Source organism: Paenibacillus foliorum (assembly GCF_013141765.1).
Classification (GTDB): Bacteria; Bacillota; Bacilli; order Paenibacillales; family NBRC-103111; genus Paenibacillus_S; species Paenibacillus_S foliorum.
Genome location: NZ_WHOD01000099.1, coordinates 1 through 23,419 on the forward strand (window position 1 = coordinate 1; position 23,419 = coordinate 23,419).

The 23,419-nt window shown below is 44.7% G+C and carries 20 protein-coding genes; all 20 read right to left on the bottom strand.

Annotated features, from left to right (window positions below; all coding sequences use genetic code 11):
• Positions 1-218 precede the first annotated feature (218 nt).
• Complete coding sequence (locus GC093_RS25545) at positions 219-1,343, bottom strand: alginate lyase family protein (RefSeq protein ID WP_246315305.1); 1,125 nt, start codon at positions 1,341-1,343, stop codon at positions 219-221.
• 56 nt (positions 1,344-1,399) lie between these two features.
• The gene (locus GC093_RS25550) at positions 1,400-2,428 is read right to left on the bottom strand and encodes a zinc-dependent alcohol dehydrogenase (protein ID WP_171654747.1); all 1,029 of its coding nucleotides are present in this window, start codon (positions 2,426-2,428) and stop codon (positions 1,400-1,402) included.
• Between the two features lie 195 nt (positions 2,429-2,623).
• A complete protein-coding gene (locus GC093_RS25555; protein WP_171654748.1) occupies positions 2,624-3,508 on the bottom strand; it encodes an AraC family transcriptional regulator in 885 nt (294 codons plus the stop codon).
• 34 nt (positions 3,509-3,542) lie between these two features.
• A complete protein-coding gene (gene mscL / locus GC093_RS25560) occupies positions 3,543-4,013 on the bottom strand; it encodes a large conductance mechanosensitive channel protein MscL (protein ID WP_171654791.1) in 471 nt (156 codons plus the stop codon).
• A 203-nt stretch (positions 4,014-4,216) separates the two neighbouring features.
• The gene (locus tag GC093_RS25565; RefSeq protein WP_171654749.1) at positions 4,217-4,990 is read right to left on the bottom strand and encodes a CAP domain-containing protein; all 774 of its coding nucleotides are present in this window, start codon (positions 4,988-4,990) and stop codon (positions 4,217-4,219) included.
• 147 nt (positions 4,991-5,137) lie between these two features.
• Positions 5,138-5,806, bottom strand: a complete 669-nt coding sequence (locus tag GC093_RS25570; RefSeq protein ID WP_171654750.1) for a YcnI family copper-binding membrane protein — start codon at positions 5,804-5,806, stop codon at positions 5,138-5,140.
• A 93-nt stretch (positions 5,807-5,899) separates the two neighbouring features.
• Positions 5,900-6,565 carry a response regulator gene (locus GC093_RS25575; RefSeq protein WP_171654792.1) on the bottom strand — a complete coding sequence of 222 codons (666 nt, stop codon included), beginning with the start codon at positions 6,563-6,565 and terminating at the stop codon, positions 5,900-5,902.
• Positions 6,562-7,386, bottom strand: coding sequence for a sensor histidine kinase (locus GC093_RS25580; RefSeq protein WP_171654751.1), 825 nt, complete (start codon positions 7,384-7,386; stop codon positions 6,562-6,564). Before GC093_RS25580 ends, GC093_RS25575 begins: the two co-directional genes overlap by 4 nt.
• A 16-nt stretch (positions 7,387-7,402) precedes the next feature.
• Complete coding sequence (locus tag GC093_RS36990; protein ID WP_171654793.1) at positions 7,403-7,765, bottom strand: adenylate/guanylate cyclase domain-containing protein; 363 nt, start codon at positions 7,763-7,765, stop codon at positions 7,403-7,405.
• A complete protein-coding gene (locus GC093_RS25590; RefSeq protein ID WP_171654752.1) occupies positions 7,690-8,790 on the bottom strand; it encodes a hypothetical protein in 1,101 nt (366 codons plus the stop codon). Before GC093_RS25590 ends, GC093_RS36990 begins: the two co-directional genes overlap by 76 nt.
• A 160-nt stretch (positions 8,791-8,950) precedes the next feature.
• The gene (locus GC093_RS25595) at positions 8,951-15,301 is read right to left on the bottom strand and encodes a CARDB domain-containing protein (protein WP_246315312.1); all 6,351 of its coding nucleotides are present in this window, start codon (positions 15,299-15,301) and stop codon (positions 8,951-8,953) included.
• Between the two features lie 51 nt (positions 15,302-15,352).
• Complete coding sequence (locus GC093_RS25600; protein ID WP_171654754.1) at positions 15,353-16,567, bottom strand: S-layer homology domain-containing protein; 1,215 nt, start codon at positions 16,565-16,567, stop codon at positions 15,353-15,355.
• Between the two features lie 251 nt (positions 16,568-16,818).
• Complete coding sequence (locus tag GC093_RS25605) at positions 16,819-17,283, bottom strand: ferritin-like domain-containing protein (RefSeq protein ID WP_171654755.1); 465 nt, start codon at positions 17,281-17,283, stop codon at positions 16,819-16,821.
• A 156-nt stretch (positions 17,284-17,439) separates the two neighbouring features.
• Positions 17,440-17,721, bottom strand: coding sequence for a hypothetical protein (locus GC093_RS25610; protein ID WP_171654756.1), 282 nt, complete (start codon positions 17,719-17,721; stop codon positions 17,440-17,442).
• Positions 17,718-18,080 (bottom strand): alpha-helical endospore appendage domain-containing protein, encoded by a 363-nt coding sequence (locus GC093_RS25615; RefSeq protein WP_171654757.1) that lies wholly within the window; start codon positions 18,078-18,080, stop codon positions 17,718-17,720. Before GC093_RS25615 ends, GC093_RS25610 begins: the two co-directional genes overlap by 4 nt.
• A 33-nt stretch (positions 18,081-18,113) precedes the next feature.
• On the bottom strand, positions 18,114-18,404 hold the full coding sequence (locus GC093_RS25620; RefSeq protein ID WP_171654758.1) for a nucleoside-diphosphate sugar epimerase: 291 nt from the start codon (positions 18,402-18,404) through the stop codon (positions 18,114-18,116).
• Between the two features lie 276 nt (positions 18,405-18,680).
• Positions 18,681-19,409 carry a glycosyltransferase family 2 protein gene (locus tag GC093_RS25625; RefSeq protein WP_171654759.1) on the bottom strand — a complete coding sequence of 243 codons (729 nt, stop codon included), beginning with the start codon at positions 19,407-19,409 and terminating at the stop codon, positions 18,681-18,683.
• A complete protein-coding gene (locus GC093_RS36140; protein ID WP_246315307.1) occupies positions 19,409-20,593 on the bottom strand; it encodes a glycosyltransferase family 2 protein in 1,185 nt (394 codons plus the stop codon). Before GC093_RS36140 ends, GC093_RS25625 begins: the two co-directional genes overlap by 1 nt.
• Before the next feature lie 6 nt (positions 20,594-20,599).
• Complete coding sequence (locus GC093_RS25635; protein WP_171654760.1) at positions 20,600-21,376, bottom strand: glycosyltransferase family 2 protein; 777 nt, start codon at positions 21,374-21,376, stop codon at positions 20,600-20,602.
• Between the two features lie 145 nt (positions 21,377-21,521).
• A complete protein-coding gene (locus GC093_RS25640; RefSeq protein ID WP_171654761.1) occupies positions 21,522-23,255 on the bottom strand; it encodes a proline--tRNA ligase in 1,734 nt (577 codons plus the stop codon).
• Between the last annotated feature and the right edge of the window lie 164 nt (positions 23,256-23,419).

The window sequence follows — 23,419 nt, forward strand, 5'->3', positions numbered from 1 at the left end:
GTCACCCCTCCTTGCCCGGGTTTTTGTATCATTACAAGGTGTAGGGATACAGTCAAGTTAGTTTATGAAGGGCAGTAACTAATGGTGCAGTGATGCGGAAAAATGGGCAGTTCAATGGTAAAGCCAACGTACGATACCCGGACGCGCGTTGCAGCGTTGAAATGTGATCGGCCCAAAGTAGTTGCCATATCAATCAGCTAAGGTGATTTTACAAATAACTACCTCAGCCACAGCAGTGGTTGACGAATCGCAATATTTCGGCGGACCTCCATATCCGTAGGATCAGGATCAAGGCTGGTCCACAGCTCGATGAGATCCTCCCGCTCCAGCGCAATCCCAGCAAATAATAGCAAGGAGACTTTAGCTGGCCACCCGTCGAAATGCTCCACATCTGGTGGATAAGGCCAAGAATCTTTTTCCTTCATGTATGGAATCAGGTAGGAGAGACCCTTGGCTATCCCACGCCCGTCCGGCAGCTCATAATGCCATAAGTTGTCCTCTGGTGTAGATAGAAGTTGGCACAATGTCACCATGTTATCCAACACAAAGATAGAGTAACCGTAAGGCTTCGTGCGTGCCAGCTCTCGTGGGAAGCTTCCATCCTGTACCATCTGATCAGGGAGAAGCGATTCCTTATAACGCTGTCTGCAGAACGTAAGCATTTCTTCATTGCCAGTAAATCGGGCGAAAGCCGCGGCTTGAACAAACCAGCATACTCCGTGGTTGTTACTAGCATTCATTTCTTCTATACCATTCTTATGAGTGCTCATCCAGACCAAGTAATCGCTGAACCACTGTTTCAAACCCAAATAAATCTCTTTCGTCATCGCAGGCGATACTTGCAGAGCTTCAATAGCAACAGGCACATCAATCAGATGCAAAGTATCGATGACTCCAATGCCTCTGCCCGAACAAATCCCAGGGATTGCTTGTGCATACAGCAGGTGTGGATTCATCTTAGTTTCTTCATCCAAGAAAAACTCACTCAGCAACTGGATTGCCTTCTCCGCGTAAGCCTCATCTCCACTTATAACATAGGCTGCGGCCAAGTTAGCGATATGGGTTCTCACGCTCCGCAAAAACATACGGTGGCTGTTAAAATTGCCAGGGTTGCTTTCCCCATCCCGTTGGATATAAGGAAGACCATCCGCTGTTGCGGGATTTGGCCACCAATAGTCTCCATTGGAGTAATAGTCATGGGGACCTCCCTCACTTTGGGGAGCAATGGCCGAAGTAATATGGATAGGGCTCGCCGCCAGCGATGCATTACCATGCTTACGAATCCATTCGGCGTCAAATAGAGTGGGGCGCTTTTGCAGCATACCCTTAATTAGTATTTTCATGAATAGTTCCCTTCCCTTACAACTCATATTTAATTGCGTCTTGGTTGCTCAAACCTCTAGGTTTCACAATCAATCATCACATGAATAGTATCGCCTTTGTGCTCATTGCGCAGCTTGAACGCTTCAGCAACATTGCTAAGCTTAACTACATGTGTGATCATTTCTTCTGTATTCACTAGCCCATCCAATACCAACTGCAGTCCTTTGTCAAAGTAAGCCCTGTTATCTATATCTCGCTTCGGTTCCGTGGAAAAAATATCAAGACGTTTCTTATGTATTTTGAAAAAGTCCACAGGCTTATGGCAAGTTCCAATACATCCGTACATCACGATACGCCCATTCTGTGCAGTTGCGTTGATTGCATCTACCATACCGTCTCCCTCCAGCAGGCATGGTATAACAACATCAAAACCGTCTGGAAAGTCTTTACCTACGATGTCCATCGTGTTTGATTCTGCCGAAGGAACTTTATAAGTATGCGTTGCGCCGTATTTACGTGCAAGCTCCAGTTTCTCATCGAATAGATCCGTCACAACTAGATTGCGTGGGCTATATAAGCTAATGATCTGTGTCATCACGAGTCCACTGACTCCCTGACCTGTAATGAGCACATTCTTATGGGGAGAGATATCCCCAAGCTCAGCAGCATGAATAATGCCTGGCAGTACCTCGATAAGCGAACCTTCGATCAGAGGCAGCTCCTTAGGCAGCACCTTCACAGAAAATGGCGTACAGCAGACATACTCCGCAAATGCGCCCCAAATGTAGCGAAGAGCCACATGGTCACCCACTTTGAGTCCGATAACATTAGGCCCTACTTTATCTATAACTCCAGCCACCTCATGCCCTAGCCGAGTAGGATAAGAGATGAATTCCGGCTCTCGTGCCCCGCGGAATACCTCCACATCGCTTCCGCAAATGCCTACCCATTTCACCTTTACCCTGACTTCACCTTCAGCAGGCTCTGGAATCAGTGCTCTTTTAAGCGTAATATTGCCGATTTCTTCAACTACAGCGCACAGCTGAGTACCTTCACCATCATAATCGACTAGCTGCATAGGTGGAACGGACATTTTTCTGACCATTTCATTTGGCTCCCATCCCAATAGGTTGTTTAAGCTTCACTAAAATTATAAAGCAAGGGCTGCCCGTGGAATATAGATTATCCTCAGTTGTTTTTTGACTATCTTCATTTCTTGCATACACCCGGTTCCGCAAAAACAGGAGCAGCCTGTCTGATGACGATTGACAGAGTGCTCCCGCTATATACATTTCTATCCTTATTGTTGCTCGATTCTCCACTCGTTGGCAAAATCAAGCTCCAAATTAATATCTATACCGACCGCATTCACCAAAGATTCCCGATACTGGGATGCCGTCATTCCAAGCCGTTTTTTTACCATCTTACTGAAGTACGGGAGCGTCCAGCCTACTTTCTCAGCTACCTCCGTAATCGGCAATGCAGTAAATTCCAAATATTCCATTGCTTTCTCCAGGCGGATTTCCTGCAAAAACTGGATTGGCGGCATGCCCGTTATATCATTGAATATTTTGACCAGATAGTTCGGATTAAAGCCAAATTGATCTGCTAAAAGCTGGAGTGTAATTTTTTGAGCAAAGTTTTCCTTAACAAAATTGACAATCGGTTCGTTTCCATTGCTTGTAGGATAGATCGAAGTATAAGGACCGCCGAATGATGGATCCAAGACAGCTTTGGCTTCATGCATAAGTGAGACTAAAGTGCTTTTAAACCCTGCTTCAATTCGCATCGGAGGAATGGAATCCGGATTGCGCATCTGCAGCAAGGACATTTTGTACCACTGCTTAATCTCCGGCAAGGCTGTTCCTCTGCACGGGCAATATGAAGGCTCCTCAGCGAACGCTTCCACCAAATGCCGATCACACAGCTTGAATTTAAAATCGAGGGTTATGGCCTGCTTATCGAACTGAAAGCTATGGGTTACCCCTCTAAGAAACAAATAAACCGAGCTTTCTTTAACCGGATATCGCTTCTCTCCGATGGAAACTTCACCGCTGTTGCCTGACAATATGACAAGCAGCTGGTCGTAGTCATCATGCTGATGCGCTTCTACACGGCTGCCTTCTGAATAATCAATCCGCGCAGTCCAGAGCAAGTGCAATTGTGAGTCTCTTAAAGCTTTCATGTCCTAATTGCCCTTTCGGATTCACGATTTCCTCTTAATTCGTAAGCTGCTTTTTTTCTAAAGACGGCTCGAGCTTGGCTGTGCAATATTTACAGCGAACAGCATGCTCGGGAATTTCTGAGAGGCATTCGGGGCATTCTACCATTTTCATTTTCGGCTCAGGTTTATCCTGTTGCTTTTTGCGCAGCCTATTTAACTGCTTTACGGCAATGAAAATTACAAAGGCCACAATTAAAAAATCAAGTATCGTATTAATAAAAAGGCCGTAATTGAGCGTCGGCGCTCCTGCCTTCTTAGCTTCAGCTAAGTTGGGATAGCTAACCCCATTCAAACTGATAAATAGATCTGTAAAATTTACGCGGCCAAGCAGCAATCCGATCGGTGGCATAACGATATCATTAACAATGGATGTCACTACCTTGCCAAAGGCTCCTCCAATGATCACACCAATAGCTAATTCAATCATGTTGCCCTTCATTGCGAATTCCTTGAATTCTTTTATTATTTTGGATGGCATGCTGAACTTCCTTTCATTAAAAAAGTATGTATTTATATTTATCTATGATAACCGATTTTTCATCTCTGGTCGATGCAGCTCTCGCTTCATGATTTTTTAACAAATAAATAAAAAAACATCCCGAGCCGTTTGGCGGTGTCGGAATGTATTAAATGCCAATAAACACTGCTTATAAGCCTAATCGTTACAAGCTACTTACGTATAAATTGTTGGGTCAACATTTTGCCGCATGAGCCGCCATCCACAATACCAATGCCGATCTCCGTAAAATCGGAGCTCAAGATGTTAGCCTTATGACCAGGGGAGTTCATCAATGCTTGATGTGCTGCCGTTACGGTTTGGTTGCAAGCTATGTTCTCACCTGCTGAGGAGTAGCTGATCCCAAACTGCTTCATCATATCGAAAGGCGAGCCATAGGTTGGCGATTCATGAGAGAAATAATTATTGTCCACCATATCTTTGCTTTTCAGCCGCGCTGTTTGGGATAGGTCACTGTTAATAGTAAGCGGAGCTAGCCCAGCCTGTTGACGTGCCTGATTCACCAGATCAATCATCTGCTGTTCTTCAGCGCTCAACTCATTTGATGGTTCCGGTGCAGGTGCCGGCCCGGGCTTTGGTTCAGCTTCTGGTGCAGGGGTTGGGGCTGGTGCTGACTTTCTAGGGATTTTGGCATTGCCGTAAGCCCATAGAATCGACTGAAGCGTTTGATCATCTACGGCCCCGGTAATTGGCAATCCATATGCCTTTTGAAAAAGCTTGACGCTTGATTCCGTAACCGCACCATAATAGCCAGTAATGTTTCCCGGAAAATAACCGAGTGATTTCAGCATTCCTTGAATGGCATATACATCTGGCCCCTTAGCTCCCTTGCCAAAAGCAAAAGCCGTAGTGTTAACAGACAGAAACAAGAGCAGACAAAGCACTAAGGTGAAGCAAATTTTACTCTTTTTCAGCTTGCTGAACATGGTTCAATACCTCCATGATTGAATTAACGCTCATTCCAAGCATCCCCAAAAGTCCTGCCTTCTTATGCAAAAAAAAACCAAAAACCGGATCAGAAGTTTATTAAAAACTCTGACCCGGTTTTTGGTTTGCTGCTTCACTACTATCAGTTAGCGAGCTGCTTTACGTTTTGATAATGCGATTAAAAGTGACACAAGACCCAATAACAGCGCAGCTATGGACAAGTACAACGGTGTTTGTGATTGGGCCTGCATGGCTGGAGCCACAGGAGCCCCCGCCTTAGCAGCATCCCCAGCCGCCACAGCTGGATTAGCATTGGTATTGCCATGGCTGTCAGCAGCCGCACCAGCAGGCTTTGGAGTTACTTTGGTGACAGATGCCGGTTTATCGGAGCCATCTGCCCCAACCCATTCCACAACGCTGCCGTCTTTGTAGGTTTGGTAGGCCTTCCAGCTAATAGCTGTTGCCGTATCTGCGACTTTACCCTGCATATAGAACTCTCCAAATTCTGTTGCCGACAATCCTTCACCTGTAGCGGTCCAAATAACGCCGGTAATTTTGCCAGAAGCGTCTTTCGTCAGCTCGTATTTCCAACCTGGCTTTGGCTCAAACCGAGATACAGTTACGGCGTCCATTGGAAATTTCACTTCCACTTTAACTGTTGGAATTTCCTTTTCCGAAGGTACTCGAACAGCAAACTTTTCAAATGATCCTTGTACAGCTTCTTTAGGCAATACAGTGACATGTGCACTGGCCGCTCCCGCTCCAATCATAGAGAACAGCAAGCAGAACATAATGATCCGACTCGTTTTTTTCATAGTAAAACATCCCCTTAAGTATCGTGATTTCCTAGTCTTACTCTACTGCATGGGGGATTCAATGAATATGACTCCTTCGGGCTATTTGTGCTTTTATTTATGGCCAAAAGGTGTCAAGCCGTGACGGAATGCGTACGCAGTCAATTGAACCCGGTTCTCAAGAGACAGCTTAGCTAAAATATTTTTAATGTGGTTTTTGACCGTATTTTCGGTTATCGTCAATTGTTCGGCAATTTGTCTATTGCTCTGTCCGCTCGCCACACACATGAGGATTTCTTCTTCACGATGAGAAAGTACGCTCGGCTTGGACTCTATAGCGTCATGGCCCTGACCTTTTCCAGAACGGAATAGATGGAATAACCGATCTGCCATGCCTCTGGATATTTCACTATTATCGTCCAGCAGCCCTTTCAAATATACGATCCACTCATCGGGGTCCATATTCTTAAGCAGATAACCCTGAGCACCATTCTGTATAGCTGTAAACAAATCGCCTACATCATCAGAAACCGTCAATATTACAATTTTGGTTCTGGGGCTTATCTGCTTTATTCGGCGAGTAGCTTCAAGACCATTCATCCCAGGCATTTGAATATCCATCAGAACAAGATCAGGCAGCAGCTCACGGCATAATTGAACGGATTGTTCTCCATTCTCCGCTTCCCCCACAATTTCAAAACCTGCTTCCCCATCAAGTAAAGCTCTAACAGCTCTACGTGCTAATGGATGGTCATCACTTATCAGTACCCTATAATTCATTTCCAATTCATTGCACCTCCAATTTTCGGCCCCGAGATTCGGATTGCGGTACCCCCTTGGGCCAACGTTTCAACCGTCATAGCTGCATTCAGTTGTGAAGCATGCTTACGCATGAGAGAAAGACCATGGCGATTCGCATCCGCCTGCTCTCCTCTACCAAGACCCACTCCGTTATCACGAATTTCGAGCGTCCAGCCACTTCTTTCATTCTCCATCCTAAGCTCTATATAAGCATGGTCCGCCTGGGAATGTTTACGAATATTGGTGAATGCTTCACGAATCATAGCAAAAATCTGAACTTCTGCCGACAATGGAACTAGATTGGCTGGAAACTCAATCTTCCGTTCAACAGCGATACCGGTAATTTTACACCATTCATCGAGCCAGGAGGCCAATCGAATTGGAAGGTCTGTCCCCTCCTCAGGCGATGTACGGAGATTGAATATCGCCTGCCGCAGCTGCTCATCAATCTCTGAAACAGCCGAACGCGCCTCTTGAAGCTCGCCCTTTTTCAGCTGGACATTTAGAAAAAATAAGATTTGTGCAATGTTATCATGAAGCTCTTGTGCTAACCGTTCCCGCTCCACATAAACGGCACGACGTGCTTGTTCGGCTGCCAATTTCTCATTGCTACGCACGATACTGCGAAACATCCATGAGGCAAACAAATAAGAAAGAAGCAGGGTTATAAGCGTGATATAGTAATTTCCAGCCTCCATCGACAAATGCTCAAGCAAGAAATCATGTCGTATATATTCGAAGCCGCCTATAATAAGAGGTGGAAGAAGGATAGTTAACAGCTTTAGCTTACCAAGAGACATTCTCGTTCAACTCTTTTCAAATATTATTTAGGTTAGTGTGTGGTTGTAAGTGTAATCTCTTTCTGTGCCGTACCCCCACTTTAACAGGATTCTCAGCTGATTCAATGACACCGATTCGTGCGAGCTGAATCACACCTTCGATTCCCTTGAGCGTTTGCTCAAACAGCTCCACTTTGCAAGGGTATTTTTCCAATAGTGCTTTCACTCCGAAGCGTTCGGAGCATTCCTTGCTAACAATAATATCATGTCCAACACTTAAGCCTTGTGTTCGTGAGGCTAAGTTAACCGTACGTCCGAAATAATCTAGAATATGATTAGAATTGACGACCCTACCTGTTGCCCAGGTGCGAGCACCTCGGATGAAAACATACTGCGAAATTCATGCATCGCCGTTACTTTGGAAGCAGTCACTGCATCCTTCCAATCACACTTCTCAAGCATAGCAATAATCGCAGCAGAACTGTTGTTAACAAGCTTCAGGACGCTTCCTGGCTTCGGTGCTTGTACGGCAAGCAGTGACCATTGACTGCCATCATAATGAAGCTCTTTTTCATTTTCATCAACTAAATCTGTAGCATCACTTATCTGCTCCAGTAGTGGCGTTAGAACTTCTTCAAGTCCTTCCTTGTTTTCTTGTTGAAAATAAAGCGTATGATTAGCGCGCAAAACACGGAGCCTTAGCTCCTCGGGTACATCAGGAAATGAAATTTTCTTGGATGAACCAGCCGGTATCTCTCCCCAGCGAACAGCAAGTTCATATGGGCGCATATCGACTACTTCATCGTCGCCGCTAGTATACAAATGCTCCTTGAAGCATGAGAGCATACGCGTATTCTCAAATCCTTGTCCCAAATCATAAAAAAGCCGCTCCAGTTCCACCTGATTTACAATATAATTGGCTTTCGGCTGCGGCAGCAAATATTCTTTCTCCTGCTTGGCCAGCTTTACACTGCTATGTAAATACTTCATCGTATTGCGCATCGAGCTGATTCCGACGATAGGAATCGCTAAAATTCCTGCTGCGTTTGCAGGTGTGAACTCAGCAAAAAGCATCACAATTGTTGCTCGCGATCCATCAGGCAGCACTGTTTCCGCATCTCTAAGCTCTATACCGCCAAAAAATCGCTTTAGAGGCCCTCCCCGATATTCCCGAACTACATCATATCTTTCATTCCTTACCCATTGAAAGGGATGCTCCTGCCACCGCATTGGAACCACGCCTGCAACTTTAGCCGTAAGCTCTTGAATAAAATCAGTAGTTTGAAAACGAAACGATTGGGTACGAATTGGGAACAGTCCTATGACGCGGTTCAAATGATCCGTATTACTCAACAGCTCCCAAACCTTTTGACGAGAAAGTGCAAACTCCTGTTCAAATACGTGTTTTTGTACAGGCAATAGCATAATCCGGTCCTCCGATTCGCTCCTATGTTACTCCCATTATACACTGAAAAAGCGACAGGCTTCGAGTTAAATACATCAAGCAATAACAACCGATCCAAATTACTCGTCGTTTTCTCTTGCTAATGATGATAACCCGGATTTTTTATAAGAGATGTCGGACTTATTCTTTTCTTACACTGCTTGCAAAATCAGTCCACGCATTTTTCACCGTAACCGTTCTATTGACTGTTTCCGTATGTCCATTTGACCAAACTCCTGTGAATTGAAAAGTATAAGTATGGTCAGGCAAGCTCTCGAAGTCATCCCTTTGCAGCTTCCCCGTCCATTCTATGTGATTGGTAGAACTGAGTTCCGTTCGCAGCTCCATATAGGACATACTCACCTTTACTTTCACTGCTGCCTCATTAGTGTCTGCTTCCAGCGCGAATGCCTCTCCAGACCAAAACATATCTGAAGGACGCGGCCGTTCCGTATCGCCGGTACTTCGAAGGTTATAAGACTTCCGCTTCTCCTCCCATACGGCTGTGTGCTTAACAAAGCCTAGCAGCTGCAAATCCCCTACTCGTATTGTTTTTGTCACTGTATCCACCGCTCCATACGGATCCGACACTGTTAAAGTGACCATATAATCACCCGGATGAAAATCCGTAGCAGCTGCCGGAATAAGTGCATTCACTGAAGTCTGAGTTGAATCGTAAGCAGGCCCACTGATATTCCAACTGAAAGTTAAAGCATCTCCATCAGGGTCAGTAGAACGGTTGAGTAGTGTCACTTCGTCTCCTTCAAAAGCAGGCTGAGGCGTCCAAATAAAATCTGCTTTCGGTCCACGATTGATCATCATCCAGGTTTGCTGTGACCAATTCGATTCAGCTCCATATTGATCCCAAACTTTTACACGTACGCGGAGCTTCTGACCAGCGGGAAGATCAATTGGAACTGCATAATTACCTGTGATCGCAGCTGTACCCTGCCAAACCTTACATCCCGCAACTTCCCAACAAGTATCAAAAACCATAACATTATTATCTTCATTAGAAATCTGAATTTGAAAGTAGTTAAATATTGCTCCAACATCCGGATCCGTCTGATTCCATCTTAACGTTGGCCTTTCCGTGTTGACGATAGTCGGCGCAATTTGTGTGCCGTAAGGAAAACTCATGTAAGCTGCAGGCGGACTGTTTGTCGCCATCCATCCAATGTTACTCCACGCCGACCATGCTTCACCATCGCTAACCCGAACTTGAGATTGATATTTCTGTCCCATCATTAAAGGGATATCCATCGTCCAAGCCCAGCTTCCTAGAGGTGTATCCATCACCATATTGGTTACACATTCAATACAATTGCCCCATTCATCTTTCGTCTTAAGATCAAAAGTGGAGTAAATTGTACCCGGATCAGGATCACCCTGGTTCCAGTAAATTGTAGGCAGCAAGCTAACTGGATTTGGTGCATCGTAATTGCCGTTTGGAAACGTAAGCTGTACGATAGGCGGATTATTTGGCGCTACGGGTATATCAATCATGATGGTTTCCTCATGCCAATCGCTCCATGCGTTATATTCATCTGCTACTGCCATTGCTACTGTGTATTCTCCTGATTCCAGTGGCTTGGTAAGCTTTCCGTCAATACGGACTTTACTTATTGGCGTAATGTAATAAAATTTCTTCTTTAATATGCCGTGTAAAATACCTTGAGCTGTCTGATAGCCGTCCATGCAGTTACTCACGTTAGAGCAGCGGTCTGGATCATAACTGTAATCGGTCCATGTCACAAAGTTGTTTCCATCTAGACCTAGCTTAAAATTGGCAATCGGTCTGCGGTGAACGATCAGATATTGTGTATACCAGTCTGAATACTTAGAGTGTTCCGCAAATGTCGGATCGCCCCAAGCTAACAAGTGATCGGGATGTGGATCATCAGGAACGCGGTAATCGACTTTGTATACACCTACTTTGTCGAAATTCAATATCGGACTTGTTACCACTTGTCCATGATGAACGGAAAGTCCAGATTTACCATCCCCTGCATCCAAAAACTTCGTTGTATCGACATGGGCATATTGCCATTGAGTAGATGGATTGAGAGCAGGATCGTGTTCGGGATCTGTATACGTAGCATCATAGGTTACGTCCGTATCCACAATTGCAACTCCAGGTGTCTGAGCAACTAAATCCGCTTCTGTCCAGAGATACATTATCCCCTTAAAGACTGCATTGTCTGACACTGAGTAAGGTCCCATCGTTCCATTAGCAAAGGTGCCATCGTAGACATCGATAGCAAGACCTCCTTCTTCGTAGACTTTAATGTGATCCCCAACCAGTGTAACCTTGTATCTAATAAACTTGTTGGATATCAGCGTTCTGTACACTTTCTTAAGTATTGTTTTTCTGCCATTTACGATTTTAACAAGCTGCACAGATTTATAGTGAGACTCTACCCGATACATGTTTTGAGCATTTTGCATTCTAAAGCTCACACCTGCATGTATGTTGGAATTTTTCACTTCCTGCTGCATAAGATTCCAAGCTACTGTACCGTTAACCACTCTAGCCGATTGACTATTATACAACTGTCCAAAAGTCACGGGTTCATTGCTTGTCGTTGGTTGATCTGTATATGGTACGTTGTTATACACTTCTAACCCCATACTGTATGTCGTGTCATTGATGAAATTTACGGAATTTAAAGCCTTTCCACCAAACCCATCCTTAAGTACTAGAGTATCCTCATTAATATTTGCACCTGTTTTAGCATCAATTAAGCTATAATACCCACCGTTATAAGGTATTGCATATCCATTTTGATAAGCTTGAGATGACTGTAAATGATTCAGGAATGTAGCATAATCCCACGGCTTCGAATTGGTATTATCACCATTTATTAGATTCGTATATCGGGTTTCTGTGTAACCGTTCCCGTCATTATCCGTACCATCGACCGTAAATTCCACATACTTTCCATCGGCAGATACAAATTTTATAACAGAATTATATGGCATATCTCTAATCACACTTGGCATACCTGAATTGCTATCCCATTTGACAAGCGTTGGTAGATAAGATCCACCTTTTAAGTAATACTCAAAACTATAGTAATTTCCCCTAGCATCAGAAGGGATATTAGTAGGTTGGCTATCACTAAGCGTTCCAGACATTGGCCCCATAATACCATCTAATTGACCCTTAGCATTATAAGGCCATATTGCACCTGTTCCGCCAGTTCCTGGAACTTGAGTGGGTGTTGCCGGAATAGTATCATAAGTGTCCGTCTTATAGGGTGCTGCTTCCCCATATTTAAAGGATTTTATTGTCCTTTTTGATTTATTTATCTCCTTATAGTCAGTGTTAAATTTCAGTCTTGAGTAACTGCTCAATATATCTCCATTGCTGAACGTTGCTACCGAACCACTAGATGTATAACCGTTTCCTGCTAATTCTGCGCTAAAAAATCCACTGGCAGTAGAGTTAGTTACACCCATGGCTAAACTACTAAGTTTGTAACGACTCCACTTAAGTTCAAATTTAGTAACTTGGCCCTTATATGAGTATTCTTCGTACAAAATAACCTCATCCAAGTCGGGCCTGAATTGAGAATTGCAATAAGACCCTCCACCACAAGATAACTCTGTAGATGCTATAGATACACCAGTCAAATAAAAACTATTAAAACTATTCGCGTGACCGCGAGCTGCGTTTATATATCTACCATTACCTAAGTCGTAAACTAGAAAATTGCCAATGACAAAGCTGTTTCCAGAAGGAGTTACCACTTTTTTAGATAACCCATAATTAGCGGCTCCTAGCGGTAATGATATTCTGCTAAAGTTATTGTTAGATCCTTTTTGATTCCTTCTTGGACTAATCAACATTCCATCACTTGTTGTACTCCACGCATTAAGCATCGTATTGTTGTCCAGCGTATTCGCAGTCCATCCCGTTAAGACACTTGATTCATATGGAGTAATATTTACGGGCATAGGTTCTGTTGCAACACCAGTAACGGTAAATGCAGTTTCAGGATTATCATTGATGACACTAACCATGTAGTCTTTATAAGCATCTTTGCCGCCTACACCATCTGCATCAACAGCTTCCCTCGCATACACTCTAAAACAATAATTACCAACCCGATTAGGTTTGAACGGAGCATAATTATTGTGATCGGATAATATCGTTTCAGTTGGATTACATGCACCGTTATTGTATCGATCATAACCATAGGTCACATAGTATTGCGCGATAATGTCACCGTCTGGACTGCTTGAATTATTTTTAAATTGTTTTTCAACCCGTGTCATTGTTGCTGTGTATTCAAATTCTATAACTGGTGGGAGATCCGGATAAACCGTAATGGTGTGCCTAGCTGGATAGTCCGATTTCAGACCCATATTGTCATATACATGCAGCTCTACGATTTCCGTTCCTGGTGTCATGTATCTTGTTTCTGGACCTGACCAGTTCGTCCATTCATCACGACTATGGTCGATGTAGCGGCCTGGAACGTTAGTGAAACTATCATCAGCGTTCAATGGTTTAGTTAACTTACGTTTCTCTCTAACTGATGTATCTCCTTTTATGATCGGGATCGGGGTTTTCCCTTCTACGTATAGGGTTGAACATGAAGGAGTAGATGCCGTTTCATCGTCATCATAGGCGGTTGCACAAACTTCATGGAACCCCTGAACGGTTGCTTGGAAACTCGTATATTTGGTTTTATTATACGGTGAGGTCCAGTGATTGACTGCCGGTAAACCGCTTGTCCAAGAGTCCTTTGAAAAGTCCCATAATCGGGTTTTAACGCCTACGGATTCTTCAGTGACTTTAATATCAACAAATTCATCTTGTGTCACTGTGCGAACAGGTGTATTATTTCCGCTGCGAAACCAATCAATTTTAATTGTCGGAGGTTTTTTATCTGGATCAGGAATGATCGTAAATGTTTTCGGGCCAACGATTAACGTTTTACCGCATGTTGTATTCACTGTCATTTGGACATTGACAACACCAAGTCCAATATTTCCTCCATACTGTTTCATTCCGGTGTCAAATTGAAATAAATAAACTTCATCTTGCGGTGACAATGCATTCGGTGCAAAAAATCGATTTCCATTAGTTTGCGTAAAAATGAATGAATGGGATGAATAGGAGCAGCTGCCTCCTGTTACTTGAATATTTTCTGGAATCACAAGATTATTAGTCTTCCAAATAACGGTTGTCTTACTAAAAGAAAAATCCCCTGTAACGGTTACGTTAGTATTGCCGCCACCGCATGAGCTTTTAGCCGCGACAGTGAAACTCCTGCTGTTATTACTTTCATTTGGGTCTTCGTCAATATCATCGTTGCTATCGACAAAGATGGTAAATGATTTCGTGCCTGCTGCGGAGAAGGAATAGTTAAAGGTTCCTATTTTCGGATCGTTCGTATTTATTCCTGATGAATAGCTATGAGTTATAACCTCTGTATCGTCAGCAGAAACTTTTACTTTAAAGGATTTAGTGGTTGATGCGCCTTCGTTGTTAATTTTATAGGTATAGGTTTCGGTCTTGCCCACTTCTATACACACTGCTGGAGGTGTGAAGGAATCTACGACTAAATCGGGCTTTGCTGTTGGCGGCATGGTAATGGCTACGACTTTCATTTTAGGGTATTTGTAGATGTAACCTTCGATGCCTATGTCCCATGCGCTTCTATAGCCAATTACTAGGTTACTAGGATCACCATTATCATAATCTGGATCTACGTCATATCTCATTTTAAATTCAAATCGATAATTCCATGTTGTTGTATCTAAAATTTTTGTATCTATGGAATCAGTAACTATATTTGATGTTTTTAGCCTACCACCAATGTTTAATAAACTAAACTGAGTATCACTAAACGATAACTTTTGAACATCAGATACATTTACTTTTTTACCTGTACCAGGAATGACAAATTTATCAAACTCTGACGGATCTAATGTACCATCCCTGTAATCCTGTAATGTATTACAATCGATAATTGGCCCTTCTTTATCATAATCGTAGGGACTAATGGTTTCTTTGCATGTAGCTTTGGTATTATCTGGGAGCATATCGTAGATGCCTGGACGCGTACTGATATAGTGACGATTTGCTGTTGTTTGTCCAAAATCAATATAATCATACATCCAAACCAATCGGTTAGGGTCACGGAAAAATTCCGTGGGACCTTCTGGTAACTTAGCTCTTGTTTCGCTTGTAACTAAAATTTCGGTCCCTTGTACCGCTGATTCCGCCCTAAACATATTTCCACCCACGTTAACCATTTGCTTTAGAACATTATTGTTCATATCCCTCAACTCAACACGGACAATGGGGTCAGTAACGTTGACTGCTATATCCTGTGGAGATATTTGAGCATTACTGGAAACAAATTCATTCGTTGTTGGCGTTAAGTCAAGAAGTACAACACCATTATCAAATGATAAGCCATTTATAGGAGTTTCTGAATTTGCCGCTATAGCATTATTGACTAATGGCGGAAACATAGAGCTCACTAAGCACAACATTAAAACAAGTGGAATAATCCGCTTCACGATTTAGTTACCTCCTAAATTGTAGTCAACGTAGGAAGTGTAAACTGTTGAGACCGACTTTTCTCCTAACTCCTGTGCTGGCTCCCTTCTTATAGGGAATACCATCCCTTGCTTTGCAATATTATTTTTTGGAACCAGTTGTCCAGTAATGTATCTAATATCATGACTACCAGCAGTTACGGAAAGTAGGTCGGAATTCAAAAGGGCATGATTCTTTTCTGAATAAGGTGCGAAATTTACAGTATTAGTTAATTCTCCATCATCACCAATAGAATCAGCGAAAGAGTCAACAGCTGGAGTGGTTAACCATGCAAAATGAAAATGTCTCAAATCTACACTTGTCTCAAATTTGATATGATTAAAGTTTAAGAAAGCAAAAGCATTCGTAGGAACATCTTGTAAAATAACACTATCTTTTCCTTTACTCCCCATCCACCGCATTCCATCTGGAATAAGTTTTTTATTTGGATCATTTGGATCGCCCATATCTACCACGACATACTTCTCTATTTCTGAGTAACCATTTGCCCCATCATAACGCAAGTTCTTAGTATTAAATTCATTCCCCTGTGCCGCCCCTGCCCCAAAATACTGAGGAGCCATTGTCAAAATGTTCGTCTTATGCCAAACAATTTCCGCTGCGGAAGTTGCGTACTTATCCGTAGGCAGCTTCTCCCCTGCCTTCAGCTTCAGTATCCGCTCAATAACGGTTATCGCTTGTGCCCTCGTAGTCGGTTGATCCTCCCCAAGCGTACCTTGATCGTCCATGCCGTTTATAATCCCTTTGCTAGTGGCCAAGTACATCCATTTCAGCGGATCATAGTTGGCTTGTCCGGTGCCTCGAACGGCAATCCTAGACATTTCATCTCTAGTAATAGCCCCATCAAAATCCGTAAACTCCCCCTTCTCACTCAGTCCATTAGCAATAGCTGCATCAAGATATGTGCCATACCATGCCGAACCGCTCGATGTCGAAATCGATTTTTTATAACCCATAGCATCTACCGCTAATTTAATAAACTCAGCACGGGTTACATTTGCATCAGGCTTGAAGGTTCCGTCTGGATAACCGTCTACATAGCCTTTTGAAACGGCCGTTGTAATGCTGTCCTTTGCCCAATGGCTATTAATATCGCTAAAGCTTTGTGCGCCGTATACTTGACCTGCAAGCAAGACCGATAAGGCCAACACTGTAATGAACAAAATGATTTTTTTCATAGAAAATTCACTCCTTTATATAACTGATAACACCGCAACACATAATAAAAAAAGCACCCCAAACATAGGTGTAAAACCCTCTGAATGGCGGTGCTTCCGTCCTATGATTATGAAATTATCACACACTTATTCCAAAAATTTACTTTGTTAGTCGATTATACCCGAAGGCTGTCTGTTTATGCAATAACGAATATTAATAGGATCCAAGCATCTAGCTTTACTTGGAACAGACTGATTAAGTCCAGTCAACGCTACTCCCCACACTGCTGCAGCATCATAAGACCTACCATATGATCCGTCCCATCGCTAAGCGCATAAAAGAATAAATCTCGAACCCGCAAACTCGGGGTCAAAAGATAAGTATCACGGTACTGCCGAATTGCTGCACGCTCCAAGCATACGGTTTGCCGCAGGCCATCCTTATATGTTGTAAAAGTTTGGGGCGAGGGCTGAACCGAAGGTTCCCCACCCAGTAGCTCCCGATATAACGTTTCCAATAAAGTGAATTGCTGTTTCTCCTGCTGCATCATTGCTTTCACTTCATCGGCCTGATCCTCGGTAGGGGCTAATTTGACCAACAAAGCATAGGAGCGGATAAGTGTAGCTGTATGATTGACACTCCACTCAACTTGCTCCAAAAACTTCCTTACATCACGGTATTGCAGCTTAGCGGCGAGAGGGTAACCCACTTGTTCGGAGAGCGATTGTATACTCATGCTGCATCCTCCATTTCCACGCTAGGGTAGACAAAAAACACTATACTATAGTGTATTCACCACTGCATGCCTATGCCACTACAAAACATACATCCACAGCAAAAAAGAAACGTCCTATGCCAACGCTTCCTTGATTTTCTCACAAAAACTTTTTTTTCAAGTTGGCCGCCGCAATCTGCGGCTAAGCCATGGCTTACCAGGTGTGCCTCGTCGGAACTTACGGATGCGAATGCCCGATATTTTCTCAGTTAATTGGCGTTGATAACGACTGATCGCTTCCAGCTGCTCAACCAGCTTATCCGCTGCTGTCCCGGAGGAGGCGGAGCTTTCAGTCATATCCGCCATACTTTCGATAATCCGGGCCAGCGCCCTCTGACTCCGAGCTAATGAATTTAGAATATGCAGCTTGGTCCGGTTTTCCTCCTCGTGCCAGTTCATTTACTGCCTCCCCCAAATGGGAACATATCGCCAAAGTCACCCGAACCGCCCTCGGTACCGCCACCGCCGCTGCTATCAGATTCTGCTTCACTTTGTCCCAACAGCACCTGCAGGTTTTTGGCCAGCGCCACTTCCATCTTCGTCATGCCGTCAATGACTTCGAGAAGCTGCTCGTGAATTTCGATTGTTTTTTTAATCTGATCACTATGGCTTTCAAAATGGTCCGAGGCCAGATGCTGGCAAATCCATTGAGACGAACGGGCTGCTTCGGCAGATTTCGCTTCAAGGATCAAAGCTATATTAGATTGAAAATTCGCTGCTGCTTGCAGCATTTTATGGTACGAATCGGTTCTGCTCACGACTAACCCTCTTTTCCATCCAAAAATGCGCTGCTATTCTTCCCCGTCCGGAATATCAACTTCCTTCATGACAAAAGCCAAATTATCTGCCAACGCGTCCTCCAAATCAGCCAGGCTGCTTAGATAGGCGGCAATGTTTTTCGACACATTCATTGAGTTTTCCGTCAGCATATCAATATCATCGAAGGAGGGATTAAGTTCGGGAATGTCGTGTACGATTTGTGCCATGCGGACGGCGATATGTCTTTTGGCTTCTAATATTTTGGCCATTTGTTCTTGCGAATCCGCCATATGCTTGATGATATTGGTCACTTGTCTCTGCATGATTTAACCTCCTTAAAAGTTTTGCATAAGCAAAAACTAACTTCTTAAAGCATCTTCTGTGTTTTTTGCTCAAGCAAAAACTAACTTCGTAAGCTTCTACAGCGTTTTTGCTATAGCTTACTTCATAAGTACGAGGTGCTCACATCCGCTTCTCGCTACTCCCATAACATATGCGGCGGCGCCCGGGGCGGACCAAGGCAAGCGCCCAGAGACAAGGGAACTTCACCCAAAAAGTTTCTTTCACAGAAGCCGCCCCATCATCTTTGTGCACAACGTTTAAATGGATTGCTGCGGTTCGACGCCCCACTTATCAATGAATTGCTGACGGTTGTGCCGAATTAACTGCATCACCGATTGCTCATTTTCCTTTTGGAAGCTTACGCTGCCATGATGGTATATGAACGAGTCACCAGCAATTATCATCCTGTATCCAGCCTGCTTGGCTCGATAACAGTAATCATCATCCTCGTAATGCCCCGGTGAAAAGCGTTCATCCAGCAGCCCAATTCGATTTACCAGCTCTCTACGAATCAAGAAGCACAGACCGACGATACGTTCAACCTCCTGCCATTTGGCACTGTCCGGCTGATTCATCCTCGCCGCCATGTCATCCACATTCGTGAACGGCTCCGATATTTGCTGCTTGCCGCTTGCAAAGTTGCTCATCGGGCCGACGATCCCAACATTTTCACTGCTGTATAAACAACGCAGCATATTTTCCAAGCCACTCGGAGTCATGAGTGTATCGTTGTTCAACAGCAGCAGCGCTTCTCCACTCGCCGCACGAAGCCCAATGTTACAGGCCATCGGAAAACCACGATTGACTGGCAGCGAAACCAGCTTAACCCTACGAGAAAGACAAAATTCAACTGATCCGTCCTTGGAGCCGTTGTCTACAACAATAACTTCATGGGGGACATGCGTATGCTGGCGAATAGATTCAATGCATCGTTTCAGCCAATGAAGGCCGTTGTAGTTAGGAATAATGATACTTGTCATCTGCATCAGGCCTCACCTCCGGCTTTGGCACGATTTCTTAATGAATCAACGAAGGCTAGCCGATTACCCGCGAGCTCTCCTGCCAGCTTAAGTGCCTCCAAATGATCACCAATGATCAGATCGGCTACTCGATTGCTTTTTCCAGTATTATTGGTACGACGCTTGTTGCTGCTAATAACATTAACGCTTCCTGAGATGCCGATACGCAGACCGTGATGCACAGCCAGAGCCTGCGCCTTAGGCGGTACCATCAGACTGGCGATGCCAAGCACTGTTATCGCTTTTCGAGAAAGTGCATGCGGTACCGCTGTCATCGAATTCGCTTCGAGATCAGGCCGCCCTAACGAAGCGTTCAAAAATTGTTTGATATACGTCACCGAATCACGCTTGGCGAACACTCTCATATAAGGAGTGATGTTGTTAAGTGCCACGTCCAATCCGCATTCCACGCCCCCAATAAAAGGAATCATATCCTCTGCCGACAGCAAAATATCTCCATCCAAAAACAATAAAATGTCCGATTGCGCCAGTTTAGCTCCCATTGCACGGCCTACATCATGGCCTAACGGTTCAGGAAAAGACAATATGACCGCATGAGACCGCCCTCTCGCTCTTTGAAAGCTGTGATCCACTGAACCATTAACAATGACGAATACTTCATCAAAAGGCAGCCGATTCAACTGATCCATAATTCTTCCTATCGTACGCTCCTCGTTCATTACTGTTACAATTGCGGCAACGGATTGTGTTGTCGGCAGCATAAGCCAGTCATGCGCATGCTGCTTTTTGCCATGAAAGAAGCCTCTTACATAGCCTTTAGACGTATCTGTGTATCGTCTCCAGGGCGGTCCGATCCAACGCATGGAACGGGCGCGCTGGATCCAATGGCGGTTCAACGCTTTCTTCTGATAACCTTCATGCTCGATTGATACATGGGCAGCATCCGCGAGCCCTGTACGAAAGCCCGCACGAAAAGCTGCAGATGAGGTACGAACGGGGGCAGAAACGAAGGTTCTTCTTACCAAGCCGCGAACGCGGCGCTTCCTGACCCCCATTGTCCTAGTACGCGCCCGTGCCTTCGTTCCCGCTGTGTTCAGCTTTACGAACCGCCTTGGCTTCAGTCTTGAGCTAGCGCCGGCTCGCGAACCGGCGGAACGCTTTTGTGATACTAACAAATTTTTACGCTGCAAGTTTAATCACCTCACCATACTGCGATTTCTCATAAGGTCTGAGTGCCAACCGCGCTCATTCGTCGCCTGTGTATACCAGCATATCGCCTCTAAATGGTCACCCACAATTAACCTGCATAGCGGATCCCCGCCTTTTCTCCCCGTACGCCGAATCGGGTTCTTCAAGCCTACCTGGACTAGATGCACAGCCTCTACTCTTAAACGCTGCTGAATAGCCATGGTATGTGCCTTTGGCGGAACAGCCAAGTTTTCTGGTCCAATAACTGCGAGCGCCCTGCGACTCATCGCGTGAGGAATTGTAGTCATCGAAGCCCCTCTCAAATCAGCGCGCCTTAATGCAACATTCAGCGCATGCTTGGCGAGCACCACTGGATGCACGTTATGCTTGTTCACCGGACCGTTATATCGATTTAATGCGATATCTACACCTCGCTCCACCGCTCTAAGAAAAGGGCGCAGCTGTGCGGCAGACAAAACCATATCACCGTCGAGAAACAATAAGATGTCCCCACTTGCATAACGAGCACCAACGCTTCGGCCCACATCATGGCCTAACGGTTGATCAAAGTAGAGGACACGTGCACCGGACGTTTGAGCAATAGCCGCTGAACCGTCTGTAGAACCGTTGACAACAAGGATGATTTCAATGTTCGGCTGCAGCTTTTTCACCTCACGGATTACAGCTCTAAGTGTTCGGCTTTCATTCATGATCGGTATGATGACGGACACTTTGGATCGGAGTGCCCGTATGCCCGCAGAATGGTTCTTGCGTGTTGGACGCATCCGTAGACTCAACTCCCATCGCTTGCATTGGGGTATGAAGCATTCCCGTATTATTTTATGTGCATCTGTCACAAGGGCAAGGGCTATAGCATAAGGGTAGAGAAAAAGGCTCCAGCTTGGGTACAAACGGTGCTCCCGCGCCTCCTTATTGGTTAACCGAGTTAATAAGCTTCATTGCTTCTTCAACGGTCATCAGCCGCGATTCTGTAGCTTGACGCTCCTTGTATTCAACCAATTCGTTAACCGCTTCTTTACCAATTACAATTCGCACAGGGCATCCAATGAAATCAGAGTCTTTTAACTTAACCCCAATCCTCTCATTACGATCATCAAATAGAACCTCAATACGTTGTTGAAGCAGCTGCTCATATATCGCCTCAGCTAGCTGCATCTGCTCTTCGTCCTTACTGGAAACAGGAATAATGTGTACCTGATAAGGTGCGATAGATTGCGGCCACAACAGCCCTGTTTCATTATGATGCTGCTCAACGACTGCGGACAACAATCTAGATACGCCGATCCCGTAACACCCCATAATCATGGTTTGGTTACGTCCATTGGAATCCAGAAACCGCGCTCCGAGCCTCTCACTGTACTTCGTGCCGAGTTTAAAAATATGCCCAACCTCAATTCCCCGGTGGAACACCAAAGTGCCTTCACAGCAAGGGCAGGGCTCGCCTTCCGTCACATTGCGAAAATCGCCAGTCCGCTCAAGAGGAAAATCAATACCGGGTTGAACATTCCGAAGATGATAATCTCGTTCATTTGCCCCTACTATAGCTCCCGATAGAGCACTAACCTGCTGATCTACTAGAATAGGTAAATCGGCAGGAAGTCTGACAGGTCCTACAAATCCCACAGGAGCCCCTGTCACCCTTAATGTAGTCTCGGCATCCGCCAGCTGCAGCTCCCCGGAGCCCAAATAATTTTGCACCTTGATCTCATTAACCTCATGATCACCCCTAACCAGAACGGCAATCGGACTCCCATCAGCAGTCATAAATAAGAGGGTTTTTATGAATTGCGAAGCAGCTGCTCCTAGAGCCTGCACCAGCTGTTCGATTGTCTTAATGTTCGGTGTATGGAATTTTTCAACTCTGGATGCGTGTGGGTATGCTTGCGAATCGCCTCCCGACTCCTTCTCTTGAGCTTCAATTGTTCTTGCTTCTGCTTTTTCAAGATTAGCCGCGTAATCGCATAGAGTGCAGCTAACGATGGTATCCTCTCCGATTTCCGCAAGCGCCATAAACTCATGAGTACCTCCTTCACCCCCGATTGATCCCGCATCCGCAACAACTGCCCTGAAATGTAATCCACATACTGTGAATATTCGGATATATGCCTCGTGCATCCTCCAGTAAGTACGGTCCAAGCCTTCCCAATCTGTATCAAATGAATAAGCATCCTTCATCAAAAATTCCCTGCCACGCAGAAGACCAAATCGCGGACGCCGCTCATCCCGGAATTTGGTTTGAATCTGGTATAAAGTAACAGGCAGCTTCCTGTAGGAATTAATTTCATTTGCAACCAGCATGGTGACGACTTCTTCATGGGTAGGTCCAAGCGTAAATTCCCTGTCATGTCGATCTTTAAATCGAATTAACTCCGGACCATATTCCGAATACCTTCCTGATAGCTGCCACAGCTCAGCAGGCTGCATAGCTGGCATGAGCAGTTCTTGTGCCCCGGCTCGGTCCATCTCATCTCGAATTATACGTTCCAATTTCTTAAGCACCCGCAAGCCTAATGGCAAATAGGTATATATCCCCGCAGCTACTTGCCGGATGTAGCCTCCTCTTATCATCAGCTGATGGCTAATCGCTTCCGCTTCAGCCGGAGCCTCTCTTAAAGTCGGGAGTAGTAATGTTTGTTGTCGCATAATTGATAACCTCCTAATAATTTTAAAACGCAAAAAAGCCCATTCGTAAGGGACGAATGCGCTCGTGGTACCACCCAAATTCAACTGACCGTCACAGCAAAATACGGCAGCTCTTCATTTTGATAACGGAATATACCGGAAGTGGATACTCAAATGTTCACCAC